Annotated in this window: 27 protein-coding genes; 10 read left to right on the top strand and 17 right to left on the bottom strand. The window is 40.0% G+C overall.

Features of this window, described 5'->3' with window-relative positions; translation table 11 throughout:
• Positions 1-100: 100 nt before the first annotated feature.
• A complete protein-coding gene (locus LQ226_RS02240) occupies positions 101-382 on the bottom strand; it encodes an Fpa/YlaN family protein (protein ID WP_036780890.1) in 282 nt (93 codons plus the stop codon).
• 100 nt (positions 383-482) lie between these two features.
• On the bottom strand, positions 483-1415 hold the full coding sequence (gene glsA / locus LQ226_RS02235) for a glutaminase A (RefSeq protein ID WP_231416220.1): 933 nt from the start codon (positions 1413-1415) through the stop codon (positions 483-485).
• Between the two features lie 82 nt (positions 1416-1497).
• On the opposite strand from glsA, the gene LQ226_RS02230 reads away from it, so the two are divergent.
• Positions 1498-1989 carry a hypothetical protein gene (locus tag LQ226_RS02230; RefSeq protein WP_231416219.1) on the top strand — a complete coding sequence of 164 codons (492 nt, stop codon included), beginning with the start codon at positions 1498-1500 and terminating at the stop codon, positions 1987-1989.
• 43 nt (positions 1990-2032) lie between these two features.
• On the opposite strand, the gene LQ226_RS02225 is transcribed toward LQ226_RS02230, so the two are convergent.
• A complete protein-coding gene (locus tag LQ226_RS02225) occupies positions 2033-3361 on the bottom strand; it encodes a PhoH family protein (RefSeq protein WP_231416218.1) in 1329 nt (442 codons plus the stop codon).
• Between the two features lie 121 nt (positions 3362-3482).
• Between LQ226_RS02225 and LQ226_RS02220 the strand changes: the two genes are divergently transcribed.
• Positions 3483-4088: a YhcN/YlaJ family sporulation lipoprotein gene (locus LQ226_RS02220; protein ID WP_231416217.1), complete on the top strand. Its 606-nt coding sequence runs from the start codon at positions 3483-3485 to the stop codon at positions 4086-4088.
• 3 nt (positions 4089-4091) lie between these two features.
• Here the strand turns inward: LQ226_RS02220 and LQ226_RS02215 are convergent, their stop codons facing one another.
• On the bottom strand, positions 4092-4391 hold the full coding sequence (locus LQ226_RS02215; RefSeq protein ID WP_231416216.1) for a hypothetical protein: 300 nt from the start codon (positions 4389-4391) through the stop codon (positions 4092-4094).
• A gap of 202 nt (positions 4392-4593) precedes the next feature.
• Here LQ226_RS02215 and LQ226_RS02210 point away from each other — a divergent pair, with 202 nt between their 5' ends.
• A complete protein-coding gene (locus tag LQ226_RS02210; protein WP_231416215.1) occupies positions 4594-4797 on the top strand; it encodes a YlaI family protein in 204 nt (67 codons plus the stop codon).
• A 37-nt stretch (positions 4798-4834) separates the two neighbouring features.
• On the opposite strand, the gene LQ226_RS02205 is transcribed toward LQ226_RS02210, so the two are convergent.
• On the bottom strand, positions 4835-5215 hold the full coding sequence (locus LQ226_RS02205; RefSeq protein WP_231416214.1) for a YlaH-like family protein: 381 nt from the start codon (positions 5213-5215) through the stop codon (positions 4835-4837).
• Positions 5216-5363: 148 nt separating this feature from the next.
• On the opposite strand from LQ226_RS02205, the gene LQ226_RS02200 reads away from it, so the two are divergent.
• The gene (locus LQ226_RS02200) at positions 5364-5546 is read left to right on the top strand and encodes a DUF5325 family protein (protein ID WP_231416213.1); all 183 of its coding nucleotides are present in this window, start codon (positions 5364-5366) and stop codon (positions 5544-5546) included.
• 39 nt (positions 5547-5585) lie between these two features.
• Here LQ226_RS02200 and LQ226_RS02195 read toward each other — a convergent pair whose 3' ends face one another.
• From LQ226_RS02195 to LQ226_RS02185, 3 genes are all read right to left on the bottom strand, one after another.
• Positions 5586-6155 carry a YczE/YyaS/YitT family protein gene (locus LQ226_RS02195; protein ID WP_231416212.1) on the bottom strand — a complete coding sequence of 190 codons (570 nt, stop codon included), beginning with the start codon at positions 6153-6155 and terminating at the stop codon, positions 5586-5588.
• A 65-nt stretch (positions 6156-6220) separates the two neighbouring features.
• A complete protein-coding gene (locus tag LQ226_RS02190) occupies positions 6221-7027 on the bottom strand; it encodes an inositol monophosphatase family protein (protein ID WP_231416211.1) in 807 nt (268 codons plus the stop codon).
• 208 nt (positions 7028-7235) lie between these two features.
• On the bottom strand, positions 7236-7427 hold the full coding sequence (locus LQ226_RS02185; RefSeq protein WP_231416210.1) for a hypothetical protein: 192 nt from the start codon (positions 7425-7427) through the stop codon (positions 7236-7238).
• Positions 7428-7616: 189 nt separating this feature from the next.
• Between LQ226_RS02185 and LQ226_RS02180 the strand changes: the two genes are divergently transcribed.
• Both LQ226_RS02180 and typA read left to right on the top strand, forming a co-directional pair.
• Complete coding sequence (locus LQ226_RS02180; RefSeq protein WP_231416209.1) at positions 7617-8252, top strand: YktB family protein; 636 nt, start codon at positions 7617-7619, stop codon at positions 8250-8252.
• Positions 8253-8447: 195 nt separating this feature from the next.
• The gene (typA, locus tag LQ226_RS02175; protein ID WP_231416208.1) at positions 8448-10271 is read left to right on the top strand and encodes a translational GTPase TypA; all 1824 of its coding nucleotides are present in this window, start codon (positions 8448-8450) and stop codon (positions 10269-10271) included.
• A 93-nt stretch (positions 10272-10364) separates the two neighbouring features.
• Here the strand turns inward: typA and LQ226_RS02170 are convergent, their stop codons facing one another.
• Complete coding sequence (locus LQ226_RS02170) at positions 10365-10643, bottom strand: UPF0223 family protein (protein WP_231416207.1); 279 nt, start codon at positions 10641-10643, stop codon at positions 10365-10367.
• A gap of 14 nt (positions 10644-10657) precedes the next feature.
• Positions 10658-11611 carry an NAD(P)H-dependent flavin oxidoreductase gene (locus LQ226_RS02165; protein WP_231416206.1) on the bottom strand — a complete coding sequence of 318 codons (954 nt, stop codon included), beginning with the start codon at positions 11609-11611 and terminating at the stop codon, positions 10658-10660.
• 138 nt (positions 11612-11749) lie between these two features.
• Between LQ226_RS02165 and LQ226_RS02160 the strand changes: the two genes are divergently transcribed.
• The gene (locus LQ226_RS02160; protein ID WP_231416205.1) at positions 11750-13222 is read left to right on the top strand and encodes an aminotransferase class I/II-fold pyridoxal phosphate-dependent enzyme; all 1473 of its coding nucleotides are present in this window, start codon (positions 11750-11752) and stop codon (positions 13220-13222) included.
• A 104-nt stretch (positions 13223-13326) separates the two neighbouring features.
• On the opposite strand, the gene LQ226_RS02155 is transcribed toward LQ226_RS02160, so the two are convergent.
• Complete coding sequence (locus LQ226_RS02155; protein ID WP_231416204.1) at positions 13327-13434, bottom strand: GapA-binding peptide SR1P; 108 nt, start codon at positions 13432-13434, stop codon at positions 13327-13329.
• A 322-nt stretch (positions 13435-13756) separates the two neighbouring features.
• The gene (locus LQ226_RS02150; protein WP_231416203.1) at positions 13757-14680 is read right to left on the bottom strand and encodes a polysaccharide deacetylase family protein; all 924 of its coding nucleotides are present in this window, start codon (positions 14678-14680) and stop codon (positions 13757-13759) included.
• Between the two features lie 162 nt (positions 14681-14842).
• On the opposite strand from LQ226_RS02150, the gene LQ226_RS02145 reads away from it, so the two are divergent.
• The gene (locus LQ226_RS02145; RefSeq protein ID WP_231416202.1) at positions 14843-15892 is read left to right on the top strand and encodes an FUSC family protein; all 1050 of its coding nucleotides are present in this window, start codon (positions 14843-14845) and stop codon (positions 15890-15892) included.
• Positions 15893-15963: 71 nt separating this feature from the next.
• The gene (locus LQ226_RS02140; RefSeq protein ID WP_231416201.1) at positions 15964-17508 is read left to right on the top strand and encodes a glycine betaine uptake BCCT transporter; all 1545 of its coding nucleotides are present in this window, start codon (positions 15964-15966) and stop codon (positions 17506-17508) included.
• A 119-nt stretch (positions 17509-17627) separates the two neighbouring features.
• Here LQ226_RS02140 and LQ226_RS02135 read toward each other — a convergent pair whose 3' ends face one another.
• The gene (locus LQ226_RS02135; RefSeq protein ID WP_231416200.1) at positions 17628-17879 is read right to left on the bottom strand and encodes a hypothetical protein; all 252 of its coding nucleotides are present in this window, start codon (positions 17877-17879) and stop codon (positions 17628-17630) included.
• Positions 17880-18040: 161 nt separating this feature from the next.
• Between LQ226_RS02135 and LQ226_RS02130 the strand changes: the two genes are divergently transcribed.
• On the top strand, positions 18041-18436 hold the full coding sequence (locus LQ226_RS02130) for a hypothetical protein (RefSeq protein ID WP_231416199.1): 396 nt from the start codon (positions 18041-18043) through the stop codon (positions 18434-18436).
• A 153-nt stretch (positions 18437-18589) separates the two neighbouring features.
• Here LQ226_RS02130 and lpdA read toward each other — a convergent pair whose 3' ends face one another.
• The 4 genes from lpdA to pdhA are packed head-to-tail and all read right to left on the bottom strand — an operon-like array spanning position 18590 to position 23378.
• Positions 18590-19996: a dihydrolipoyl dehydrogenase gene (gene lpdA / locus LQ226_RS02125; protein ID WP_231416198.1), complete on the bottom strand. Its 1407-nt coding sequence runs from the start codon at positions 19994-19996 to the stop codon at positions 18590-18592.
• Between the two features lie 4 nt (positions 19997-20000).
• Positions 20001-21290, bottom strand: a complete 1290-nt coding sequence (locus LQ226_RS02120) for a dihydrolipoamide acetyltransferase family protein (RefSeq protein ID WP_231416197.1) — start codon at positions 21288-21290, stop codon at positions 20001-20003.
• A gap of 27 nt (positions 21291-21317) precedes the next feature.
• Positions 21318-22295: an alpha-ketoacid dehydrogenase subunit beta gene (locus tag LQ226_RS02115; protein WP_231416196.1), complete on the bottom strand. Its 978-nt coding sequence runs from the start codon at positions 22293-22295 to the stop codon at positions 21318-21320.
• A 3-nt stretch (positions 22296-22298) separates the two neighbouring features.
• A complete protein-coding gene (pdhA, locus tag LQ226_RS02110; RefSeq protein WP_231416195.1) occupies positions 22299-23378 on the bottom strand; it encodes a pyruvate dehydrogenase (acetyl-transferring) E1 component subunit alpha in 1080 nt (359 codons plus the stop codon).
• Positions 23379-23491 lie beyond the last annotated feature (113 nt).

Here is a 23491-nt window from a genome sequence, read left to right as displayed (position 1 = left end):
TCATTTATATCAATCCCCACCTCCTTTTTCCTCCTACTCTTTGCCTAGATAGTAAAAAAACTCAAATGTTCACCAGAGGGGTGAAATTTGAGTTTATTGTTCAGGACTTTTGAGACGCTTCATGAAGAGCATTCATTTCTTGTTCTAAATTCTCCAGAAGCTTCTTCCCATCCTCTTCCCTTATTAAATTCAAGCGGACAGCGAAATCAATCTCTCGTGATAGTCCGAACATTTGAGTATCTAGAACCTCTTCATATAGAGGACACTGCGGCATGGTTAGGTTATCCATCTGAACTTTGATGAGTTTTGCTATTTTATCCGCATCAGCCTTAAGAAGGGCGTAGGCTTGTTGGCGATGATCGATCGCGACTTCTGATGACACGTTAATCCCCTCCGATTAAAACAGACTTTCTTCTATTTATATTATAGGTTAAGGGACAAAAATGCAAGGAAAGTTCAGAAAGATAACATCGATTTTTGTACTAAAAAATTGATAGCTCTAATCGGCTTGAAAGCATCTCTAATAATTGCATTCCAACCACGCTGTTCCCTTTTTCATCAAGAGCAGGGCCAAATACCGCAATTCCTCCAAAGTCTTTCACAGAGCCCATCACAGCTCCTGACACACCACTCTTAGCAGGTATCCCAACTCGAATCGCAAAAGAGCCAGAAGCATCATACATTCCACAAGTCACCATAAAGGTTTTGCAAATGCGAGCTAGTTGCTTAGGGATAATTTGACGCCCAGACTCCATATCTTTTCCTTCATTGGCAAACACAGCTCCAATTCGTGCAAGCTGCTTAATATTCACTTCAATGGCACACTGTTTGGTGTATGTGTCTAACAACTCTTCAATAGACCCCTCAATAACATGATGTTGTTTCATGAAGAAAGCTAAAGATCGGTTCAAATAAGCGGTTTCAAATTCTGAATTCGCTATTTCTTGATCATAGCCTATACTGTGATCATTTGTCATTTCGTGTACAAAGGAGAGTAAACGACCTACTTTCTCGTCTGGAGTGTCCCCTTCTATCATATTCGTAACAGCCAGAGCCCCGGCATTAATCATGGGGTTTAAAGGTTTGGAAGGGTTAGTGGTTTCAAGCTTCGCAATGGAATGAAACGGATCCCCACTTGGTTCTTTACCTACTCTGGCAAATACATAATCCTCCCCCTGGTCCATCAAAGCTAGCGCTAGTGCTAATACTTTTGAGATACTTTGAATGGTAAATGTATTTTGAATCTTCCCTGCTCCTACGCATTCTCCATCCAAGTGATAAATACCAATCGCAATGTTTTCACGATCTTGTTTTTCTAGCGCCGGAATATAATCGGCCACTTTTCCTAATTGCGTAAATGTCCGCACATGTTCTATCCATTCATCCACCATTTCCTGGTTCACTTTTTTCTGCATTTAAAAACCTCCTTAGTGCATGATTGAATGAAGTTCGTTATACTAGGTTCAGAATCTTTTTACATTGAAGGGTGGTCTACCATTGATCATACAATTAACAGGAAACGTAAACTACAGCATAACACTAGACCCTACGGTTTGGATTTTCGATGACCGCAAAGTAGCTTTTGAGGAAGCGTTCACATTTCAAACCACTAAAGAAGCATCTGAAGAAGATGAAATTAAGAAAGCTTCACAGTTCTGGGACCGGGAAGTATACCAACAGAAACTTGATCCTCCTGTAAATAAAAGCATTTCACGTTATGATAAGAAAAAGATCCTTGAGGGTACTTATGTTATGCCCATTCATCACTTTTTAAAAAACGCTGAAATTAATAACGACGCTAAAAAAGCTTTACTTGTGACTGATACTGGCGAAACAGCCATTACTCTTGATGAATTAAATCAATCCCTCTTTTTATTTTCACAAGATGGCAAGCCTTTAAACCAAAAAGGCCCCGTACATGTGTATTTCCAAGATGGTTCAAACAAAGACGAACCTGTAAAAGGGGTTCAAAAAATCGTCATCGATTAATAGCAAGCAAAAAAGACCCGGTTCTATAGGACCGGGTCTTTCTTTATAAGAAATCTGCTGATAATTGAGCTAAAGGAGAACGCTCACCTTTAACTAATTTTACATGACCACTTAAATTTTGATCCTTGAATTTTTCCACTACATGGATCAAACCATTATTAAATTCATCTAAATAAGGATGATCGATTTGATGGGGATCACCCAACAGAACGACCTTACTGCCTTCGCCTATTCTAGTTAAGATTGTCTTCACTTCGTGTTTGGTTAGATTTTGGGCTTCATCAATTAGGATTAATTGCTCCGGAATGCTTCTCCCTCGTATATACGTTAACGCTTCCACTTGAATAGAACCAATACCTGATAGAATTTGATCTAGTTCTCCTGGTTTCTTTACATCAAACAAATATTCGAGATTGTCGTAAATAGGTTGCATCCACGGCCTTAACTTCTCCTCTTTCTCCCCTGGCAAATAGCCTAAATCTTTACCAAGAGGTACAATCGGACGAGCAACAAGGAGCTTCTTGTAAAAACCATAATCCTCAATTTGCATAAGTCCCGCCGCTAAAGCAAGCAATGTTTTACCTGTACCAGCTTTTCCAATCATGGTAACTAGAGGAATGTCTCTTCTCAACAGCAATTCAAGCGCCATGACTTGTTGAGCATTTCTCGGCCTAATGCCCCAAGCTTGTTCGTTTTGAAACCTGCACTTCTGCAGAACACTTTCATGGTGCTTTACAATCCCGATAGCAGAATGAGAAGGATTGGCTCGGTTTTTTAAAATCATAAATTCATTTGGATGCAAGGAAGCAAGCAACTCTTTAGACAGGGTTAATTCTCCAGTTTGAAAGAATAAGTTAATCTCATCTTCGTTTACATAAAGCTCCTGAAATCCATTCAGAATTGTGTCTTCATTAACAGCTCTTTCACTAAGAAAATCCTCTGCCACGAGGCCAATTGCATCTGCTTTAATGCGCATTAACATATCTTTTGAAACTAATACGACTTGTCTTCCCTCATTCTTCTCTGTCTCTTCAAGATGAAGATTGAGGGTCACCGCTAAAATCCGGTTATCATTTGTACGCTCCATAAACACTTCTTCAAGCTTCGAAAAAGACCTGTGATTCAATTCAACCCGAAGTTTCCCGCCGCTTTCAAGCCTTACTCCTTCATGTAGTTTCCCCATTACTCGTAACCGGTCCATAATTCTTGAAACTTCCCTGGCATTCCGCCCAACTTCATCCATATTACGTTTTTTCGAATCCACTTCTTCCAGCACAATAGCCGGAATGACAACTTCATGATGATCAAAGGTATAAATTGATCTCGGATCTTGCAGTAAAACATTTGTATCTAGCACATAAATTTTGTCCATTCAGCCGCCTCCTGAGAATTAGTCTACATTGTTTGGCAAGGCTTCCTAGTACCACTATATGCTTGTATGTATAAAGTTAGACGAACTTCAAAATATAACAACAAATAAAGGAGTGAGAACTATGAAATTCATCATCGTGGTGGGTTTAGCTATTGCCTTAACCGCCTGTCAATCCAATAACCAAGAAAGCTTGCCTCAACAAGAAAACCAAAGCCCTACCATCCAAGTCCAAGACTCTGATCCCGCTCCAAAGGAAAAGATGAGTAATCGTAAACGTTCCAAACATCTAGCAAACGTTGCCAATGAAGTCCCGGATGTTCATAAAGCCACAGCTGTGGTCGCCGGCCCTTATGTAGTCGTGGCCATCGATGTTGACAAGTCACTAGACAGATCAAGAGTAGGTGCCATTAAATATTCTGTAGCAGAGGCATTAAAGAAAGATCCTTACGGTAAAGATGCCGTCGTTATAGCAGATGCTGATGGTTATGAACGCGTCAAACAAATGGGTATAAAGATAAGGCAAGGGCACCCCATTCAAGGTATCACAGATGAATTATCCGCCATTGTAGGGAGATATATGCCTGAAGTGCCAGTCCCAGATAAGAAGCCGACAGAACCTGACCAAGATAAAGAAAAATTGCCAGCCCAAAAGGAAAGAGAGCTTGAACAAATTCAAGACGATCAATCGAACAATTATAAAGACAAAAAAACACCTAAATCTGATTAAGATTTAGGTGTTTTGCTTTTCTAATTCTTTTTCTTTCTCTTGTAATTCGTTATAATACTGAACTCCAAATTGAGATCCTTCGTCGACCATCTTTGTGTTTTCAGTATGATCAAATTCAGGCACTCCAGCCTTTTCTACAGGCAGATCACGATCGTCTTCTTTTTGGATAGAATTTTGTACAGTAGTGGTTAATGATTTAGCACGTTCTTTTAACTCATTACGTTTTTTCTCATCTCTAAGTACGTACATTGCAGCACCTGCACCAGCAGCTGTGACTGCAGAATAAATCCAACGTTTCTTCATCTTATCATCCTTTCAACGTGTTCTAGTAAACCTTTTCCCATAAAAAGTTATATCTAAACAACCTATATATTTTATACCTTTTTTTGTTTTATTATTGTTCCAAACGGCCCCACTTCTTACAATTTTTCGAACATCTGTTAGAACAATAGGAATGAACGTGTTATAATACAAAAGCAAAGAGAGAAAAATTGAGGTGAAACCGATGCGTGTAAAATGTGTATTATGCGATGATGTCCAATCGATTGACGGAAACTCTTTGCAAGCGAAGCGTATGCGTAACAGAAGAATTCATACGTATATGTGCCCCTCCTGCAATGATCGTATTGGCAAAAAGACAAATGAAAGAAAAGCAACTGGCAATTTTAAATTGTATAGAGAGCCGAAGAATGACGAAAGTTTAATATAAAGAAAAAAGCCTGCACATTGTGCAGGCTTTTTTCTATTTAAGAGGCTCCTGTTTCTCGGCCTTTTCGCTCATTGTGTAAGCGAACTCGATAAACACCTAACACTAGTGATGAGACGAATAACCCTTCTGCTATAGGAAGAGATAAACCTAGTGGCACCGTTAAAATGGTACAACCAGCCGCAAGTACGGCGTAAATAACAGCAGACTTAAGGATCGGTAACTTTTTAGCAAATCCCAATTTATACGTTACGATGGCTAATCCAAGAATAATCAAATATAAGAACAATACGCTCCTGATTGCAAGAGCTACCTCACTATCATTATTCAAGTCAATCTCTCCACCTAACCCTCGAAAAAGAAAACTCGCCACTGGCGAAAGGTCATTAGGAATTTGGAGAATACTATTCGCTTCTTTCATTGGTGCTTCCCCCTATTTTTTCGAAACATAGATCTGTTTCTATCATACTAAATCTTCCCATCACCTGCCACCCTCTTAATGGATTCGTTTTCAAAAGATTAAAAATGCGGTAAACTAGGAACTAGTATGCAAACATGAGGTGAAACATATGAAAAATCTAAACATCCCGCTATTCTTTTTAGCCCTTTTAGCTGTCTTTTGTTTTATGTTAGTTGGAGTAGCAATTGGCTACCGTTCTATTATCTTTTCTATCTTTTTCCTATTATTAGGTTTCTGTGTGATGGGATTTGGGTTCATGGTGAAGCGAAAGCAACGAAATCAGCAGGCCTAACATAATTAAAGAACGACGAAAAAAAGCTCAAGACCCTCCTTAAACATCAGAGGTTACTTGAGCTTTTGTAAATCGATTGAGGGCTTTTTCAGAAACGTTCACGGTTGGTCCAATTAATAGGATCGCAATACCAGTACCGACCCCTACAGGCCCTCCGATTAGTATAGAGATTACTAAAAGAACGAGACTTACAATCGTTTTAGACATCCCTAAACTAAAGCCCGTTAGCTTATGAACGACCATCATCGCTCCGTCTACCGGGTTATAAGCAAAATGACTACGAACATACATCGCTACTCCTAAGCCTAATAAAAGAATACCTATTATCAGAAGTACGTATGCCGTCAATCCATGACTAACTTCCAGATTGCTAAAAACCCCACTAAGCCAAAAGTCAATTCCGATTCCTGTTACAACCGCAGTTCCAAGAGCCAACAAGTCCGGTTTCTCGCGCAATAAAAATGCATTCAAGCACACAAGCAAGAATCCGTTAATAATTTCCCAGCTTCCTGTTGAGAGTCCAACAGCCTCAGATAACCCTACATTTAAAGAATCAAAAGGCATCGTCCCTAAATCAGCTATAATCGTAAGACTGATGCCAAGTGTCATGATTCATAAACCTATAAAATAAAACAAAACTCTTTTCACCCGAGATCCCCCCTACATAAACATGCTTATTTCTTTAATTCAATATGCTTATCAATGATCTCACTATGAATCGCGCGATTTGAAGCTATAATGGAGTTGGTCTTAAGCATATTGACTTCTGATCCATCAGCTTTGGTGGTTATACCCCCTACTTCATTTAAAAGGACGATTCCAGCCGCCACATCCCAAGGGGCTAAGCGCATCGTTACGTAAGCATCCATATTCCCTTCTACTACATAGGCAAATTCTAGAGCAGCAGATCCATAAGAGCGTGTCCCTCTTACTTTTCTAACTAATTCTTGAATGCCCTCTTTGTTGACACGAGGGTTCTCCGTTGTCCAAAATGCATTCAGTCCAACAATAGATTGTTCCAATAAAACATCTGAGGAAAGTTCAGCGAGCTTTTGATCATTTTTGTAGGCCCCTTCTCCTCGTTTTGCTTGGAACAGAACATCCCCCATCACATCGTATATAAATCCAATCTCTCCTACTCCATCTTTATAAATCCCAACCGAAATAGCGAAATTCTGCTTCTGATGAACGAAATTCATCGTTCCATCAATTGGATCTACAATCCATACCACTCCATTTAGGTCTTCTAATTCATCGCCGAATCCTTCTTCTCCAAGCACTCGGTGGTCCGGATAGGTTTCTCGAATGTTTTTAGCGAAAAACTGTTCCGTTTGCTGATCAATTTCTGTTACAAGATCATCCGGAGTAGATTTGGTCTCAATGACAAATGGTTCGTGCATCTTGGTTCGAATTCGTTCTCCTGCTTCTAAAATCCACTGTTTAGCCTGATCAAAAATGAGTTGTTTTTGTTGGTCATTCATGCGAGTCGAACTCCTTCTATTAGTTATGTCTTTTCCATGCTATCAAATTTCTGGCATTCCTTCATCTTTTTCACATTATATTAAGACGTTGATGACTTGTACCGAAATGGGTTAGGAAGAGTTTTTTGGATAAGGGTAATCTGGATCTTAAAAACCCTTTAACAGAAAACGTAAAAAAGAACGAGCGGGAAACTCGTTCCTGAAAGGTTTATGAAACTTGAAGGTGAATCCATTCTTTTCTTAATTGCTCTAAACGTTCTTTAGACTCTTTTACCTGCACTTCATCCTGGTCTTCCATTGCCTCAAATAATGTCATTAGCTCGTAATCGATCTCCATCTTTACCACAGGCAATCGTTCCATCACTTCCCTTTTACGCAAGCTATCCATTACTCGTTTCATTCCTAACTCCTCCTAGAGAGCTCTTTTAGTATATATATGTGAAAACCTTTAGATATGACAAATGTTTTATTACTTTTATTTAACCAAAAAGCGCCCGATTTAAACCTAAACCGTGCAGTTAGGCCCTTGAACAGATCTATGATAGAATTTTAAAGTATATCGCCTATGAATAAAGAAAGGAGTCCTAATATGACAAATTTTAATGGATTTACCGAACAAGATTTTGACGTTTTCACTATTGATGGACTTGAAGATCGTATGAAGGCATTAAAAAGTGAGGTATCGCCAAAATTAGAAGCCATTGCTGAAGAGCTAGCTCCCACTTTAACCGCTCTTACAGGTGATGAAATGCACGTACACGTAGCGAAACACGCTAGAAGAACAACAAATCCACCAAATGACACGTGGGCAGCTCTTGCAAGTAGTAAAAGAGGCTACAAAAAGCTTCCCCATTTTCAAATCGGATTGTGGGAAAGCCATGTGTTTATTTGGTTTGCTATGATTTACGAAAGCCCTATAAAAGAAGATTATGCTCACGTACTTAAAAAACACCAAGAGGAAGTTCGAGATCATATCCCTGCGGATTTCGTATGGTCAAAAGATCACACTAAACCTTCAGCGACTCCGAACAAAGACTTTAGTGAGGAACAATTCACGCAATTGTTAGACCGTCTTCATTCAGTAAAGAAAGCGGAGATTCTTTGTGGTATCCATATAGACCGAAATGATGTTATCCTTAAAGATCGGGATGCGTTCTTAAATAAATGTGAAGAAACATTCAATACCCTTTCTTATTTATACCAGCTAACAAAAGAAATTGGTTAGAGGTTTAAAGAAGCAGAAAGTTGTCAAAGCTTTTGATTAGTTTCAAACATACGCCTGATTTAGGCGTTTTTTCATGCATCTATGCATTAAACTTATGTAAATTATCCCTGTGAACACGATTAGCACCGTGATATATGTTATAATAATTTAGTTCAATGAGAACGCCATTCGAACTATAGAGGAGAGTATTAAGGAATGAATGTAAGACAAGACCTTAGAAATATTGCTATTATCGCCCACGTTGACCACGGAAAAACTACTTTAGTGGACCAAATGCTTCACTACTCTGGTACCTTCCGCGATAACGAACACGTAGACGATCGTGCAATGGATTCCAATGATCTTGAGAAAGAGCGCGGAATCACAATTTTAGCGAAAAACACAGCCATTTCATATAACGATACGCACATCAACATTCTAGATACACCAGGCCACGCCGACTTTGGTGGCGAAGTGGAACGGATCATGAAAATGGTAGACGGTGTACTACTTGTTGTTGATGCCTATGAAGGGTGCATGCCTCAAACTCGCTTCGTATTGAAGAAAGCACTTGAGCAAAAATTAACTCCAGTGGTTGTATTAAATAAAATTGATCGTCCAAATGCCCGTCCTGAAGAAGTAGTCGATGAAGTATTAGACTTATTCATCGAACTAGGTGCAGATGAAGATCAACTTGAATTCCCTGTTGTTTACGCTTCTGCCCTTCAAGGTACTTCAGGTTTAGAACCAGAAGACCAACAAGAAACAATGGACCCTGTTTTCACAACGATTATGGAAAACATTCCTGCTCCAGTAGATAACTCTGATGAAGGTTTACAATTCCAAATCACATTACTAGACTATAACGAATATGTAGGTCGTATTGGTGTTGGACGTGTGTTCCGAGGAAGCATTGCAGTTGGACAACCTGTTTCCCTTATGAAGAAAGATGGGTCCGTTCAGAACTTCCGTATTTCCAAGCTATATGGTTTCATTGGCTTGAAACGTGTTGAGATTCAAGAAGCAAAAGCAGGTGACATTGTCGCAGTAGCTGGTCTTGAAGGAATTAACGTCGGAGAAACGGTAACAAGCCAGGATGCTCCTGAAGCGTTACCAATCCCTCGTATTGATGAACCTACTCTACAAATGACTTTCTTAGTAAACAACAGTCCATTTGCTGGTAAAGAAGGTAAATTCATCACAGCACGTAAGATTGAAGAACGTCTTCTTACACAACTTGAAACAGACGTTAGTCTACGTGTTCAAGAAACAGAATCCCCAGATAAGTGGGTTGTTAGTGGACGCGGTGAGCTTCACTTATCTATCCTTATCGAGAACATGCGCCGTGAGGGATATGAGCTACAGATTTCAAAACCTCAGGTTATCATTAAAGAAGTTGACGGCGTGAAGTGTGAACCAATGGAACGCGTACAGGTAGACGTACCAGAGGATTACCAGGGTACAGTAATGGAATCCCTTGGCTATCGTAAAGGTGAAATGCTAGACATGATGAACGATGGTAACGGTCAAGTTCGCTTAGAGTTCAAAGTACCTTCCCGTGGTTTAATCGGTTATGCAACTGAGTTTATGTCTCAAACTCGTGGTTACGGAATTCTTAACCATACATTTGATGGCTATGAGCCTGTTGTTGAAGGTACTGTTGGCGGTCGCCGCCGAGGAGTACTTGTTGCTCTTGAAAATGGTAAAGCTTCTACCTACGGCATTATGCAGCTAGAAGATCGTGGTACTATTTTCGTTGAGCCTACAACTGATGTATACGCAGGTATGATCGTTGGAGAGCACAACCGTGAAAACGACCTAACTGTTAACATCACAAAAGAGAAACACCTGACAAACATTCGTTCTGCAAATAAAGACCAAACGAATACCATTAAAGGTGTGCGTAAAATGACGCTTGAAGAAGCAATCCAATATCTTGATGATGACGAGTTCTGTGAAGTAACTCCAGAAAATGTTCGTCTTCGTAAAAAGATCTTGAACAAAAACGAGCGCGAAAAAGCTAAAAAATCAGGTAAGTAAATGATAAAAAGGCTGTTCCACTAGGAACAGCCTTTTTATTTAATTGAATGATCTGTTTAAAGATCAAACCTCGTTATCGTTCTTATTTCCCTACTAAAGCTTAACGACTTCACCCTCTGACGTATTGCGCGCCTGCTTTATCGTTTTATAAAGAGAATATCCTGACTGTTTTTCAAACTCAGACCCAAGCGTTTTCTCCTCACTCTTAGAAGGAACGATTTGCTTAAATCGACTATAAGCATGCATTAAATCTTCCCTTTTAACACCAGATTCATTTGCTTTTTCAACTAAATGATAAAAATTCACAACATCGATAATTTCCTCAGTATTCCAATGCTCTGTATCTAACGGATAATTATAATCTGTGCTCATGATATCTCTCCTTACTATTTCCAATCGTTTCGTATTTGGTTTGCTTCTTCTATGATTCTTCTGATTAATTCATCTACAGTAGGAATATCTTTAATCCTCCCTACTACTTGGCCTGCCCAACCGAACCCTTTATCAGAATGCCCTTCATAAATATAGCGTCTGTTTGCTTCCCCGCCGATATACGATTTTAACACGCTTATACCAGGATCGTCTTGCTCAAGTTTCAGAATTTCTTCTGTCCAAGGGTTAAGGAGGGCTCTTCCAGGAGTTCCGAGAGATCGTTTAATGACTACAGTTGCTTGCTCATCTCCATCGAGAATGGCTTGTTTGTAAGATGGATGAGCATGCCGGCATTCTTCCGTTGCGATAAAGCGAGTTCCCATTTCAATTCCCTCTGCTCCTAGAGCAAGAGCAGCCATTAACCCTCTTCCGTCCCCTATCCCCCCTGATGCTATAACAGGGATTGAGACTGCATCAACCACCTGAGGAGTGAGAACCATCGTACCCACATCTCCTCTTCCAAGATGCCCCCCACCTTCTTGACCAACTACCATAACAGCATCTGCACCAAGTTGTTCTGCTTTAACTGCTTGGCGCTTTGCAGCCACTAGAACCAACGTTTTTATACGATGTGGTTTCACCATATCGATCACTGGTTTAGGATTCCCACCTGTTATGGAAATAACAGGGACTTCTTCTTCAATAGCAACGTTCACCATGTGTTCAAATGGTCTCCCGTGTTGACCAATTGCGAAGTTTACTCCAAAAGGCTGATCTGTCATTTGTTTAACCTTATGTATTTCCTTTCTCAGCTCTTCCGGCGACCCTAAACTCATGGCCGTTATTTGACCGAGCCCCCCCGCATTGGAAACAGCTGCAGCGAGTTCGGAATAGGCTAAATAAGCTAATCCTCCTTGAACAATGGGATATTTGATGTTTAGCAAGTGTGTTACTCGAGTATCAAACATGGTTTCCCCTCCTTGTCAATATCTATAACCTTTTTTATTATCGTATCAGAAATTGTTTTTTTGTGTGAGTATCTAGCTTTTCTCCCCCTCTTTTGCTATACTTTCTTTGCTTTATTAAACGATTAAGAGGTGTTGTATTTGTCCCAACAGCGCACGCCCTTATTTACAGGGCTATTAAACCACGCTAAACGAAAACCTGTTCAATTCCATATTCCAGGTCATAAGACCGGTAAGGGAATGAACAAAGAGTTCCGCGAATTTTTAGGCGACCAGGCTCTATCTATTGATTTAATTAACATTAGTCCTTTAGATGACCTTCATCATCCTCATGGGATGATTAAAGAAGCACAAGCCCTTGCAGCTGAAGCCTTTGGTGCGGACCATACTTTCTTCTCCGTTCAAGGAACAAGCGGAGCTATTATGGCCATGATTATGTCAGTTTGTCACCCTGGTGATAAAATTATCGTTCCAAGGAATGTGCATAAATCTGTAACATCAGCAATTATTTTCTCAGGTGCTACTCCAGTATTTATACACCCTGAACTTGATAACAATTTAGGCATCTCTCACGGAATTACACCTGAAGCTGTGCAAAAGGCACTAAAAGCACATCCTGACTCAAAGGGTGTGTTCGTTATAAATCCAACTTATTTTGGGATTTCTGCAGACTTGCAAAGAATTGTTGAAATTGCCCATTCTTATGAGGTACCCGTTTTAGTAGACGAAGCACACGGAGTTCACATCCATTTCCATGAAGAGCTACCTTTGTCTGCTATGCAGGCTGGTGCTGATATGGCAGCCACGAGCGTTCATAAACTCGGGGGCTCCTTGACCCAAAGTTCTGTGCTCAATTTAAAATCCAGCTTCGTGACGCCTGAACGGGTCCAATCTGTTCTTTCTATGTTGACTACGACATCTACATCTTATATTCTGCTCGCATCTTTAGATGCAGCTAGAAAACATTTAGCCATTAACGGACGCAACCTTATGGAAGAAACAATTAGACTTTCGAACATGACCAGAGATCGCATAAATACCATCCCACATCTTCATTGTGTAGGAAATGAAATTATCGGTAGTAATGCCACGTTTGATTACGATCCTACTAAGCTCATCATCTCCGTAAAGCAATTAGGAATAACAGGATATGACGTAGAAGTTTGGTTAAGAGAGCGTTACAATATCGAAGTCGAACTTTCTGACTTATATAATATTCTTTGCATTGTAACACCTGGAGACACAGAAGAAGAAACAGGTATTTTAATTCACGCTCTTCAGTCTCTCTCTGACGAATTTGGAGTAAAGAACAAAAACGAGAACCCCCTTCAAGTTGAGGTTCCTGAGATACCAGTCCTTGCCCTCTCTCCAAGGGATGCTTTTTACGCTGATACAGAAATTGTTTCTCTTGACGAATCAGTCGGGAGAATCAGTGCAGAGTTCGTAATGGTCTATCCCCCTGGGATTCCAATATGGCTCCCTGGTGAAATCATTACAAAAGAAAACATACAATATATTCATTCTAATATGGATGCAGGACTCCCAGTACAAGGGCCTGAAGATGAAACACTAGAAACCATCCGTGTCATAAAAGAACATAAGGCTTTTAGATAAATATAAACAAAAAGCAGAGACCGAAATCAGTTGTGATTTCGGCCTCTGCTTTCTATTGTTCTATGGTAATTAGAGTTGAACCTATGGTCTTTCTCTTTTACAACCTACTCTTCTTCATGGCAGGTCGTACATGTACCGTAAAGAGTCGACACCTTCTCATCATCAAAGTGATCAATTATTCCCTGACAGTCTTGGCAAACGATTGTACCCATTGATTATCCAACCCCTTTGTTAGCGTTTTCATTTAACTTAACTATATTATAGTATGACACATAGAAGAAATCAACCCCTAATTAGTGTGTCATATTATAATTTTAGTAACACTATTTAAATTAAGAATTTCCCCCTTCCATTGTAACGAAGATTCCTCGCCTTTCTTATTAAAACTATACGCTTTGCAAGGAATAAATATAGCTTGTCTTTAAAAAAATATAGAGGAAATCCTTATAATTTCACACAGCTATTAACTAAAGCTTACACATATTAAGGGAATAAACAAAAGAAGCCTTCCAAGGAAGACTTCTTAACTAAACGCTATTCGCCTGGTGTTTGAATTTCCGCCGGGTTCACAAACCCGTATCCTTTGTCCTTCAACCCTTTTACTATGTCGCCAAGAGCATTAGAGGTCCACTCACGATCATGCATAAGTAAGTTTGATCCACTTCCGAGTAATGGAGTGTTTAACATAATATCTGTGATGGCATCTTTCGTCATATAATCCGCTTTGAAATCATATCCGAAACTCCAGTTCATCAACACCATACCTTCTTCCTCTACAACCTGCTTGGCATAATCTGTGTTGACTCCATGGGGAGCTCGGAAGAACTTCGGTCGTTCCCCAATAATCTCTTCAATCTTATTATTTAACGAAACAATTTCTTCGCGCTGTTTAGCCTGCCCTACATCGTCTAACTTCTGATGATGATAAGTATGGTTTCCTATGGCGAAGCCCATATCATGAATCTGCTTCAAGATTTCCTGCTTTTCTTCTGTCTCAAGAAAATGGCCATTTACAAAGAAAATCGCTGATGCATTATGTTCTTTAAGGGTCTTAGCCATTTCAAGAGCATGTTCGTCCGGAGCATCGTCAATGGTAAGAAGTACAACTTCACTGTTTACGTTTTCTTGCCCTTCTAGAGGGACTACAGACCAAACATCATTAATTTTGTACTTTGGCTCAATTGGCTCCTCTGTAGCCACTTCATCTTCTGTCTGTTCTTGCTCTTCATCGGTAGTCGTTTCTTGATCCGTGGAAGTATCAGTTTCTTTAGATGAGTTGCTTTCTTCAGCGTTCTCACTTTCTTCGTCCATATTGTCCTCATTGTTCGTGTTGTCTTCTTCTTGCGTTTCCTGTTCATTAGCTGAATCTTCTTCTGTTTTACCGTTTGTTTCATCCTGAGCACAAGCGGCTAAACTAAAGATGGAAACAAGAAAAACAACCATTACCCATTTTTTCATGTTTCTTTCCCCCTATATATGTAATAACATGGTGCACATTACCATTATAATAAAGACATTACCCATATCCTATTGTTTTTTAACAAAAACATCTTTTAAAATAAAGATTAGGACTTTGTTCCTTCAAAAAAAGTTGATAAGGTGAGATTCATGGTTTCTTTATTGAAAAAATTCAATATCTTAGGTAGTCGTACATTAAAGACAGGAATTTCTGTCTTTGTAACAGCATTTATTTGTTTATTGTTTAATCTTCCGGTTACATTTGCAGTTATTACTGCGATTGTAACAATCGAGAACACAGCTGCTGACTCCATTAAGAAAGCACTGGTTCGGTTTCCCGCTTCTGCCATAGGCGCTCTTTTAGCGGCCCTTTCTTTTGGATTAGTCGGTCAGAACGCTTTAACTTTTGCTTTAGCTGCAACTCTTACAATTGCAGTTTGTTATCGATTGAAATTATATGATGGTATACTAGTCGCCACTATTACGGCTGTTGCCATGATACCTGATTTCGATAGTCATTATATTGTATCCTTTTTCACGAGACTTGGCACAACCTCAATCGGCATTGTAGTCTCAAGTGTTGTGAACTTTTTCCTTCTTCCTCCAGATTATTCGAAAATGATCTACAGAAACGTAGAAAATTTATTCTGTCAGGCAGCAGATATCTTGGATAATACCCTGCAGACATGTATGGATAAGCAATCTGAAGAAAGTCGTAAAATGCAAAGGGCATACAGACAATTAACATTCAAATTAGAGAAAACTTATCAGCTTTCTCAATTCCAGCGTGAAGAGTGGAAATACCACAAACATTCAAAGCAAGATATGCAAGCTTTCCAATATGCCCAAAAGAAACTGAATATGTTGCAGCAAATCGTATATCATTTAGGAAACTTACAGTATGTTAATTTAAACGTGAATGCCTTTAGTAAAGATGAAAAATCCTTAATCTTGAGTATCATTTCTTCGATGGCGGAAATATTAAGAACACCATCACATGAAATGACAGATGACCACTTTAAACAAATTGAAGCATTAGACCGAGAATTTTGGCAATGGAAAGAAGAGCATATTGAGCAAAACTCAAAATATCGTCACCACTTTCCTCCTCAAACCATTGTCATTTATGAATTGCTTTGTCTTCATGATGTGTTAGAGGAATTAGAGGAAGTCTCTAGGCATAAGTATCCTTTAATCCAGCTTCAGGAATAAGTGTTTAATTGGTTCATCAGGTCATTCCTTGCTGCTTAGCGAGGAAATCCTGAAAGGAATGAGAAACTTCAATGAAAAACGTCACAAAGGTATTTTTCCTTTCTATTGGTGTAGCCATCTTATTCATCATATGGGGAGTTATCCCGAAAGAAACACTACCCAATTACAACTTAAATGCAGTAACCAGTAACATCCAAGGGTTTTTAGTTGAGAAATTTGGTTGGTTCTATTTGCTATCATCGACAGGATTTTTAATCTTTGCGATTTTCCTGATCTTCTCGAAGTATGGAAATATTAAACTCGGCAAAGATCACGATGAACCAGAGTATCCATATATCACCTGGTTCGCGATGCTATTTAGTGCAGGAATGGGAATTGGACTTATATTCTGGGGAGCTGCAGAACCTATATCCCATTTTCACAACCCACCGATCTCGGACCCTGAAACACCAGCTGCTGCTAGAGAAGCATTACGGTACAGCTTCTTCCATTGGGGTCTTCACCCATGGGGAATTTATGCTGTCATTGCTTTGGCTTTGGCCTACTTCCAATTTAGAAAGGAAGCACCGGGCTTGATTAGCTCCATTCTAACCCCACTGCTTGGGGAAAAAAGGACGAGTGGAGCTTTAGGGACGTTTGTGGATTTTATTGCCGTATTCGCCACCATATTTGGTGTGGCAACTTCGCTTGGGTTTGGGGCAAAGCAAATTTCAGGTGGAGTTACCTACATGATAGACGGTTTAGAAGACACCTTCTTGGTTCAACTCATTATTATTTTAATTGTAACCTTTCTATATATGATTTCAGCCCAAACAGGTTTAAACAAAGGAATTAAGTATTTAAGTAATACCAATATTGTTCTGGCAATTGCTTTAATGCTCTTCCTTCTGTTTGCGGGTCCGACTAATTTTATTATGGACCTATTTACAACTACATTCGGTAGTTACTTGCAAAACCTACCTTCTATGAGTTTCAAACTTAGTCCATTTGAACAAAATTCGTGGACTCAAGATTGGACAATCTTCTACTGGGCATGGTGGATTGCTTGGGCACCATTTGTGGGTACATTTATAGCACGCGTTTCAAAAGGGCGTACTGTGCGAGAATTTATTTTAGGTGTGTTACTCGTTCCAACTATTTTTGGCGCCTTATGGTTCTCTGTATTTGGAGGTACAGCCATTAACTTAGAATTTTTCCATGATGCTAAGATTAACGAATTAGTAGCCGAAAACGGCTCCGAAGTTGCGTTATTTAGCGTACTCGATCAAGTTCCACTGGGTGGCATCATGTCTGTTATTGCGATCTTACTGATTAGTACGTTCTTTATAACATCAGCAGACTCCGCTACATTTGTGTTAGGAATGCAGACGACTAATGGAGATCTCCATCCTTCTAATCAGGTGAAGTTTATATGGGGAATCGTACAATCGACTTCAGCTGCTGTATTACTATGGCAAGGCGGTTTAGGCGCTCTGCAGACTGCATCCATCATCGCGGCGTTCCCTTTTGCTATGATTATGATCTTGATGGTCTTTTCTCTTTTGAAATCATTTAAAGAAGAAGCTCAGCGTTATCCATTAACCAGGCAAAAGAGAAAACCAAAACAAGATAACTAACCACTCAAATACGCTCATAATATCCAAGGTCTACCCTACTCCCACGTAAAGTGAAACAGAACACTAATGTAAAAAAGAAGCCTAAATCGAAGTTTCGATTTAGGCTTCTTTTAGATTCTTTACAAAACCGTGATCCAGGAATATAGCATATGTCCACCTGTAATTAAGGCAAAGCTAAGAATGACATGTGGCAGGCTTTCTTTTTTAGAAATATGATACCTTTTCAAGAGTTGGGTGATGACCACTAAAAATAAGCCAAAGAGAATAACTTGAAACATCCAATGATCTTTCTTTGAAATGTGAATGACAAGTAAGTACCCACTCCAGAATATAAAAAGAATATTATATAAAAACCAATACTTCCTACTCAAACCTCTCCACCCCCTACCCGGACATGCTTTATTACAATATATGTCGCAGGAAAGACGAGTATTTTTCATTTATGTAACATTTAGATAACATCAGGGGAATTGTAAAGAATGTCTGATACAATAAACTCAACAAAATAGCATGTAGGTAGGTGAAGCATGTCTTGAGCATCAAGTGGCTCCCATTGGCATTTGTATTAGTCCTATTTACTGGCTCTTGTACGGACCAAAAGGATTCATCCATAGATATATATAAGATGAATCCTAAAGATGATTTTGAGGTTTTCTTTTACTCAAATCAGTCTACTATAGAGCTAGAAGAAGAATATATTAACGCACTTTTAGAATTAAAATTATCAAGAAGGGAAGATACCTCCCCCATAACTTTAACCAAAACAGCTTCAACCACTGAGGCTAAAGAGCGAAAAAGGATTCAGCAATATCCTGCACTAGTCATACAGAAAGAAGGAAATACACTAGCAACGGTTTCTGGAAAAAAAGCTAAACACGACATTCTTAAAGTCTTAAATGATTCCATGAATACACGCCCCCCTTCCTAAAAACGTTACCAATTCGGTAACGTTTTTCTTTTTATTTTCTTTAACTCTATCCAACAACAGGAAGCCTAAATACGCTTCATTGAACTTTTCCCTAAAACAAAATAAACCTAAAAAAACCCTGACCAAAATGGTCAGGGTTTTAATATATGAAAATTAAACTGTGTGAATTGGTTTACCAAGAGCCACTTCTGCAGCTTCCATAGAGATCTCACCAAGAGTTGGGTGAGCATGGATTGTAAGAGCTAAGTCTTCTGCAGTCATGCCTGTCTCGATCGCTAAGCCTAGCTCAGCAATCATGTCACTAGCGTTAGCACCAGCGATTTGAGCACCAATTACAAGACCGTCATCTTTACGTGTTACAAGTTTCAAGAAGCCATCTGTGTTATTAAGAGAAAGCGCGCGACCGTTCGCAGCGAATGGGAACTTGGCAGCTTTCACGTCATAACCAGCGTCTTTTGCTTCTTGCTCTGTATAACCAACGCTTGCAAGTTCTGGTTCAGAGAACACAACAGCTGGGATACCATGGTAATCAATTTCTGCTGCATGACCACTGATTGCTTCAGCTGCAATCTTACCTTCGTAAGATGCTTTGTGAGCAAGTGGAGGTCCAGCAACGATATCACCGATAGCGTAGATGTTGTCTACATTAGAACGACACTGCTTATCAATTTTGATTAAACCTTTATCGTCCATTTCCACACCAGCTTGTTCTAAGCCAAGCTCGTCTGTGTTAGGTTTACGACCTACTGTTACAAGAACGTAGTCAGCATCAACTGTTTGAGTTTCACCTTTAGCTTCGTAACTTACTTTTACGCCGCTATCTGTTTCCTCAACACCTTGAGCCATAGCATTTGTAACGATGTTAACACCCTTGTTCTTAAGGTTCTTTTTAACAAGCTGACGCATTTGTTTTTCGAAACCTAGAAGAATGTCGTCTTGACCTTCAAGGATTGTAACTTCTGTACCGAAGTTTGCATATGCAGTACCAAGTTCAGTACCGATATACCCACCACCGATAACAACCATTTTCTCAGGAATCTCATCAAGGTTAAGAGCACCTGTGGAATGGATAACACGTTCGCTGTATTTGAATGTAGGAAGCTCGATCGGACGAGAACCTGTTGCAATAATACAGTTGTTGAACGTATACGTTTGAGCATTCTTTTCGTCCATTACACGTACAGTGTTTTTGTCTACGAAGAATACTTCACCTTTTACGATGTCTACTTTGTTACCTTTAAGAAGGCTTTCAACACCGCTAGTCAGTTTGTTTACAACTTGGCCTTTCCACTCTTGGACTTTAGAGAAATCAACAGAAACATTTTCTGTTTTAATTCCCATTTCGTCAGCACCTTGAGCGTGCTCATAGCGGTGACCAGCTTGGATAAGTGCTTTAGAAGGGATACACCCAACGTTTAAACACACACCACCAAGATTACCTTTGTCTACGATTGTTACGTTTTGACCTTCTTGAGCGGCACGGATCGCAGCTACATAGCCACCAGGTCCAGCACCGACAACAAGTGTGTCAAGTTCGATTGGAAAATCTCCTACTACCATACGATTACGCCTCCATCATGATTAGTTGTGGATCGTTCAGTAAACGTTTGATTTGGTTCATTGCATTCTGTGCAGTTGCACCATCGATTAGACGGTGGTCAAAGCTTAGAGATAAAGCAAGAACCGGAGCTACGACTACTTCGCCATCTTTAACAACTGGTTTTTCTGCAATACGGCCAATACCAAGGATTGCAACTTCTGGGTGGTTGATAACTGGAGTGAACCACTGACCACCAGCAGAACCAATGTTAGTGATTGTGCAAGAAGCGCCTTTCATCTCCTCACCTGATAGTTTACCATCACGTGCTTTTCCTGCCAATTCATTGATTTCAGAAGAAATACCAAAGATTGACTTACGGTCAGCATCTTTAACAACTGGTACTACAAGACCTTTGTCTGTGTCTGCAGCAATACCGATGTTGTAGTAATGCTTATGCACGATTTCTTGAGTTTCATCATCAAGAGAAGTATTTAGAATTGGATACTTCTTAAGTGTAGAAACTAGCGCACGTACAACATATGGAAGATACGTAAGTTTGATATCTTGATCTGCAGCAACTTGTTTGAACTTCTTACGGTGAGCAACTAGCTCAGTTACGTCAACTTCGTCCATAAGCGTAACGTGAGGAGCTGTTTGCTTAGAGTTAACCATTGCTTTAGAGATCGCTTTACGCATACCACTCATTTTCTCACGAGTTTCTGGATACTGACCCTGAGGTGCAGCCTGAGCTTGAGTTCCTGCTTCTTCTTGAGCTGGAGTTTCGTCTGCTTCTGCTGCTTCAGTCGCTTGACCGCCGTTTAGATAAGCATCAATGTCTTCTTTAAGCACACGACTGTTTTTACCAGACCCAGATACTTTCGCGATGTTTACGTTGTTTTCACGAGCGTATTTACGAACAGATGGCATTGCAATAACGCGCTTGTCGCTTGCTTCGTCATCTTGTGCAGCTGGTTCTTGTCCTTGATCGTTTTGAGCAGATTCTTCTTTAGGAGCCTCTTCTTGCTTCTCCTCTTCTTTAGAACCTTCATCAGAACCACCCGTGTTGTCTTCATAACCAGGTGCGTCAAATGTAATAATAACCGTACCTACAGTTGTAACTTCACCTTCGTCAACGTGAACGTCTGTTACCGTACCATCAACTGGAGAAGGGATTTCTACAACTGCTTTATCGTTTTGGACTTCGCAAAGAACATCGTCTTCTTTAACTTCGTCACCTTTTTTTACAAACCATTTTGCGATTTCGCCTTCGTGGATACCTTCACCGATATCCGGTAGCTTAAATTCGTAAGCCATTATGATTCCCTCCTATCGTGGGTTGGATTAAAAGTTCATTACTGTGTTTACTTTGTCAAGGATGTCATTATGGTTTGGTAACCAAACTTCCTCAGCTGAAGAGAATGGATAAACTGTGTCAGGTGCTGCAACACGTAGAACTGGAGCTTCTAGGTGTAGAATCGCACGCTCTTGAATTTCAGAAGCTACTTGTGCAGCGATACCCGCTTGCTTTTGAGCTTCTTGAATCACTACAACACGGTTTGTTTTCTCAACGGATTCGATGATTGTTTCATAATCTACTGGGCTTACTGTACGTAAGTCAATTACTTCAGCGTCTACGCCGTCTTTTTCTAACTGTTCAGCTGCTTTAAGTGCAGAGTGAACCATAGCACCGTATGCTACTAGAGTAACGTCTTTACCTTCACGTTTAACGTCAGCTTTTCCAAGATCAATCGTGTACGCTTCTTCAGGTACTTCCCCACGGAATGAACGGTAAAGTTTCATATGCTCAAGGAAGATAACTGGATCATTGTCACGAATAGACTGAATCAGAAGTCCTTTCGCATCATATGGAGTTGATGGGATAACAACTTTTAGTCCAGGCTGTTGTGCCATAAGTCCTTCTAAAGAGTCTGCGTGTAGTTCAGGTGTGTGTACACCACCACCGAATGGAGAACGGATCGTTACAGGCATGTTATAAGAATTACCAGAACGGTAACGGTAGCGTGCCATTTGACCGCTAATTGCGTCCATTACTTCAAATACGAAACCAAAGAACTGAATCTCAGGTACCGGGCGGAAACCTTGAAGTGCAAGACCAATTGACATACCGCCAATACCAGACTCGGCTAGTGGTGTGTCAAATACGCGATCTTCGCCAAAGTCAGCTTGAAGACCTTCAGTCGCACGGAATACTCCGCCGTTTTGACCAACGTCTTCACCGAAGATTAGCACGTTTTCATCATTTTTAAGCTCTGTGCGCATTGCATCAGTAATAGCTTGGATCATTGTCATTTGTGCCATGGCTTACTTCGACTCCTTTTCTTTATATTCTTCCATTTGATCTTGTAAGTTCTGTGGAAGTTCTTCATGCATTAGAGAAATAAGGTCAGTAACCTTTTGTTTAGGTTGCTCGTCTGCTTTCTTAATAGCAGCTTTGATTTCTTCTTTTGCGTTTTCAATTACTTCGTTTTCTTTCTCTTCAGACCATAGGTCTTTAGATTCTAAGAATTTACGGAAGCGAACTAATGGGTCTTTCTTTTCCCATTCGTTTTCTTCATCTTCAACACGGTAACGAGTAGGATCGTCACCAGCCATTGTGTGTGGACCATAACGGTACGTTAATGTTTCGATAAGAGTCGGACCTTCGCCGTTAATTGCACGCTCACGAGCATCTTGTGTAGCTTTATAAACAGCAAGTACGTCCATACCGTCAACCTGCACACCTTCAATACCTGCAGCAACAGCTTTTTGAGCAATTGTTTGAGCAGCAGACTGCTTTTCAACAGGGACTGAGATTGCATAGCGGTTGTTCTGTACGATGAAGATTGCAGGAGCACCAAATGCACCAGCAAAGTTCATACCTTCATAGAAGTCACCTTGAGAAGCACCACCGTCACCTGTGTACGTTACAGCAACGTTTTTCTTACCGCGCTTCTTCATACCTAGTGCAACACCAGCAGTTTGTGTGATTTGAGCACCGATGATGATTTGAGGGCTTACTGCATTAACATCGCCCATTTGGTTACCGTGGAAATGACCACGAGAGAATAGGAATGCTTGGTAAAGTGGAAGGCCATGCCAGATTAACTGAGGCACATCACGATATCCTGGTAGTAAGAAGTCTTCTTTCTCCATAGCAAAGTGACTTCCTAATTGAGAAGCCTCCTGTCCAGCTGTTGGAGCGTAGAATCCTAAGCGACCTTGACGGTTTAACGCAATAGAGCGTTGGTCAAGAATACGAGTGTACACCATACGGCGCATTAACTCTTGTAAATCTTCATCCGAAAGTTCAGGCATAGCGTCTTGGTTAACAACTTCGCCGTCTTCGTTTAAGATTTGAAACGTTTCAAATTGGTTTTCAACATTTTCGATCGTTCGTTTCAAAGTTCTTCACCTCTTCCTTTCTTATCCAATATTAAAATTTACTTTTATTAGCTTTCCCAAAAGCTAAAAAAATGTGTACCGAATTTGCTCTTATAATGTTTACCCTCGCAACG

Source organism: Pontibacillus sp. HN14 (genome assembly GCF_021129245.1).
Classification (GTDB): Bacteria; Bacillota; Bacilli; order Bacillales; family BH030062; genus Pontibacillus.
This window is presented reverse-complemented; position numbering and strand designations above follow the sequence as displayed.

Excerpts from the sequence above, each read along its gene's own strand:
- LQ226_RS02180 (WP_231416209.1), top strand. The coding sequence starts at position 7,617 with ATGACAAATTTTAATGGATTTACCGAACAAGATTTTGACGTTTTCACT.
- LQ226_RS02115 (WP_231416196.1), bottom strand. The coding sequence starts at position 22,295 with ATGGCACAAATGACAATGATCCAAGCTATTACTGATGCAATGCGCACA.
- LQ226_RS02150 (WP_231416203.1), bottom strand. The coding sequence starts at position 14,680 with ATGAAAAAATGGGTAATGGTTGTTTTTCTTGTTTCCATCTTTAGTTTA.
- LQ226_RS02120 (WP_231416197.1), bottom strand. The coding sequence starts at position 21,290 with ATGGCTTACGAATTTAAGCTACCGGATATCGGTGAAGGTATCCACGAA.
- glsA (WP_231416220.1), bottom strand. The coding sequence starts at position 1,415 with ATGCAGAAAAAAGTGAACCAGGAAATGGTGGATGAATGGATAGAACAT.
- LQ226_RS02195 (WP_231416212.1), bottom strand. The coding sequence starts at position 6,155 with ATGACACTTGGCATCAGTCTTACGATTATAGCTGATTTAGGGACGATG.
- LQ226_RS02185 (WP_231416210.1), bottom strand. The coding sequence starts at position 7,427 with ATGAAACGAGTAATGGATAGCTTGCGTAAAAGGGAAGTGATGGAACGA.
- LQ226_RS02165 (WP_231416206.1), bottom strand. The coding sequence starts at position 11,611 with ATGTTTGATACTCGAGTAACACACTTGCTAAACATCAAATATCCCATT.
- LQ226_RS02190 (WP_231416211.1), bottom strand. The coding sequence starts at position 7,027 with ATGAATGACCAACAAAAACAACTCATTTTTGATCAGGCTAAACAGTGG.
- typA (WP_231416208.1), top strand. The coding sequence starts at position 8,448 with ATGAATGTAAGACAAGACCTTAGAAATATTGCTATTATCGCCCACGTT.
- LQ226_RS02140 (WP_231416201.1), top strand. The coding sequence starts at position 15,964 with ATGAAAAACGTCACAAAGGTATTTTTCCTTTCTATTGGTGTAGCCATC.
- lpdA (WP_231416198.1), bottom strand. The coding sequence starts at position 19,996 with ATGGTAGTAGGAGATTTTCCAATCGAACTTGACACACTTGTTGTCGGT.
- LQ226_RS02220 (WP_231416217.1), top strand. The coding sequence starts at position 3,483 with ATGAAATTCATCATCGTGGTGGGTTTAGCTATTGCCTTAACCGCCTGT.
- LQ226_RS02200 (WP_231416213.1), top strand. The coding sequence starts at position 5,364 with ATGAAAAATCTAAACATCCCGCTATTCTTTTTAGCCCTTTTAGCTGTC.
- LQ226_RS02215 (WP_231416216.1), bottom strand. The coding sequence starts at position 4,391 with ATGAAGAAACGTTGGATTTATTCTGCAGTCACAGCTGCTGGTGCAGGT.
- LQ226_RS02210 (WP_231416215.1), top strand. The coding sequence starts at position 4,594 with ATGCGTGTAAAATGTGTATTATGCGATGATGTCCAATCGATTGACGGA.
- LQ226_RS02170 (WP_231416207.1), bottom strand. The coding sequence starts at position 10,643 with ATGAGCACAGATTATAATTATCCGTTAGATACAGAGCATTGGAATACT.
- LQ226_RS02155 (WP_231416204.1), bottom strand. The coding sequence starts at position 13,434 with ATGGGTACAATCGTTTGCCAAGACTGTCAGGGAATAATTGATCACTTT.
- LQ226_RS02225 (WP_231416218.1), bottom strand. The coding sequence starts at position 3,361 with ATGGACAAAATTTATGTGCTAGATACAAATGTTTTACTGCAAGATCCG.
- LQ226_RS02205 (WP_231416214.1), bottom strand. The coding sequence starts at position 5,215 with ATGAAAGAAGCGAATAGTATTCTCCAAATTCCTAATGACCTTTCGCCA.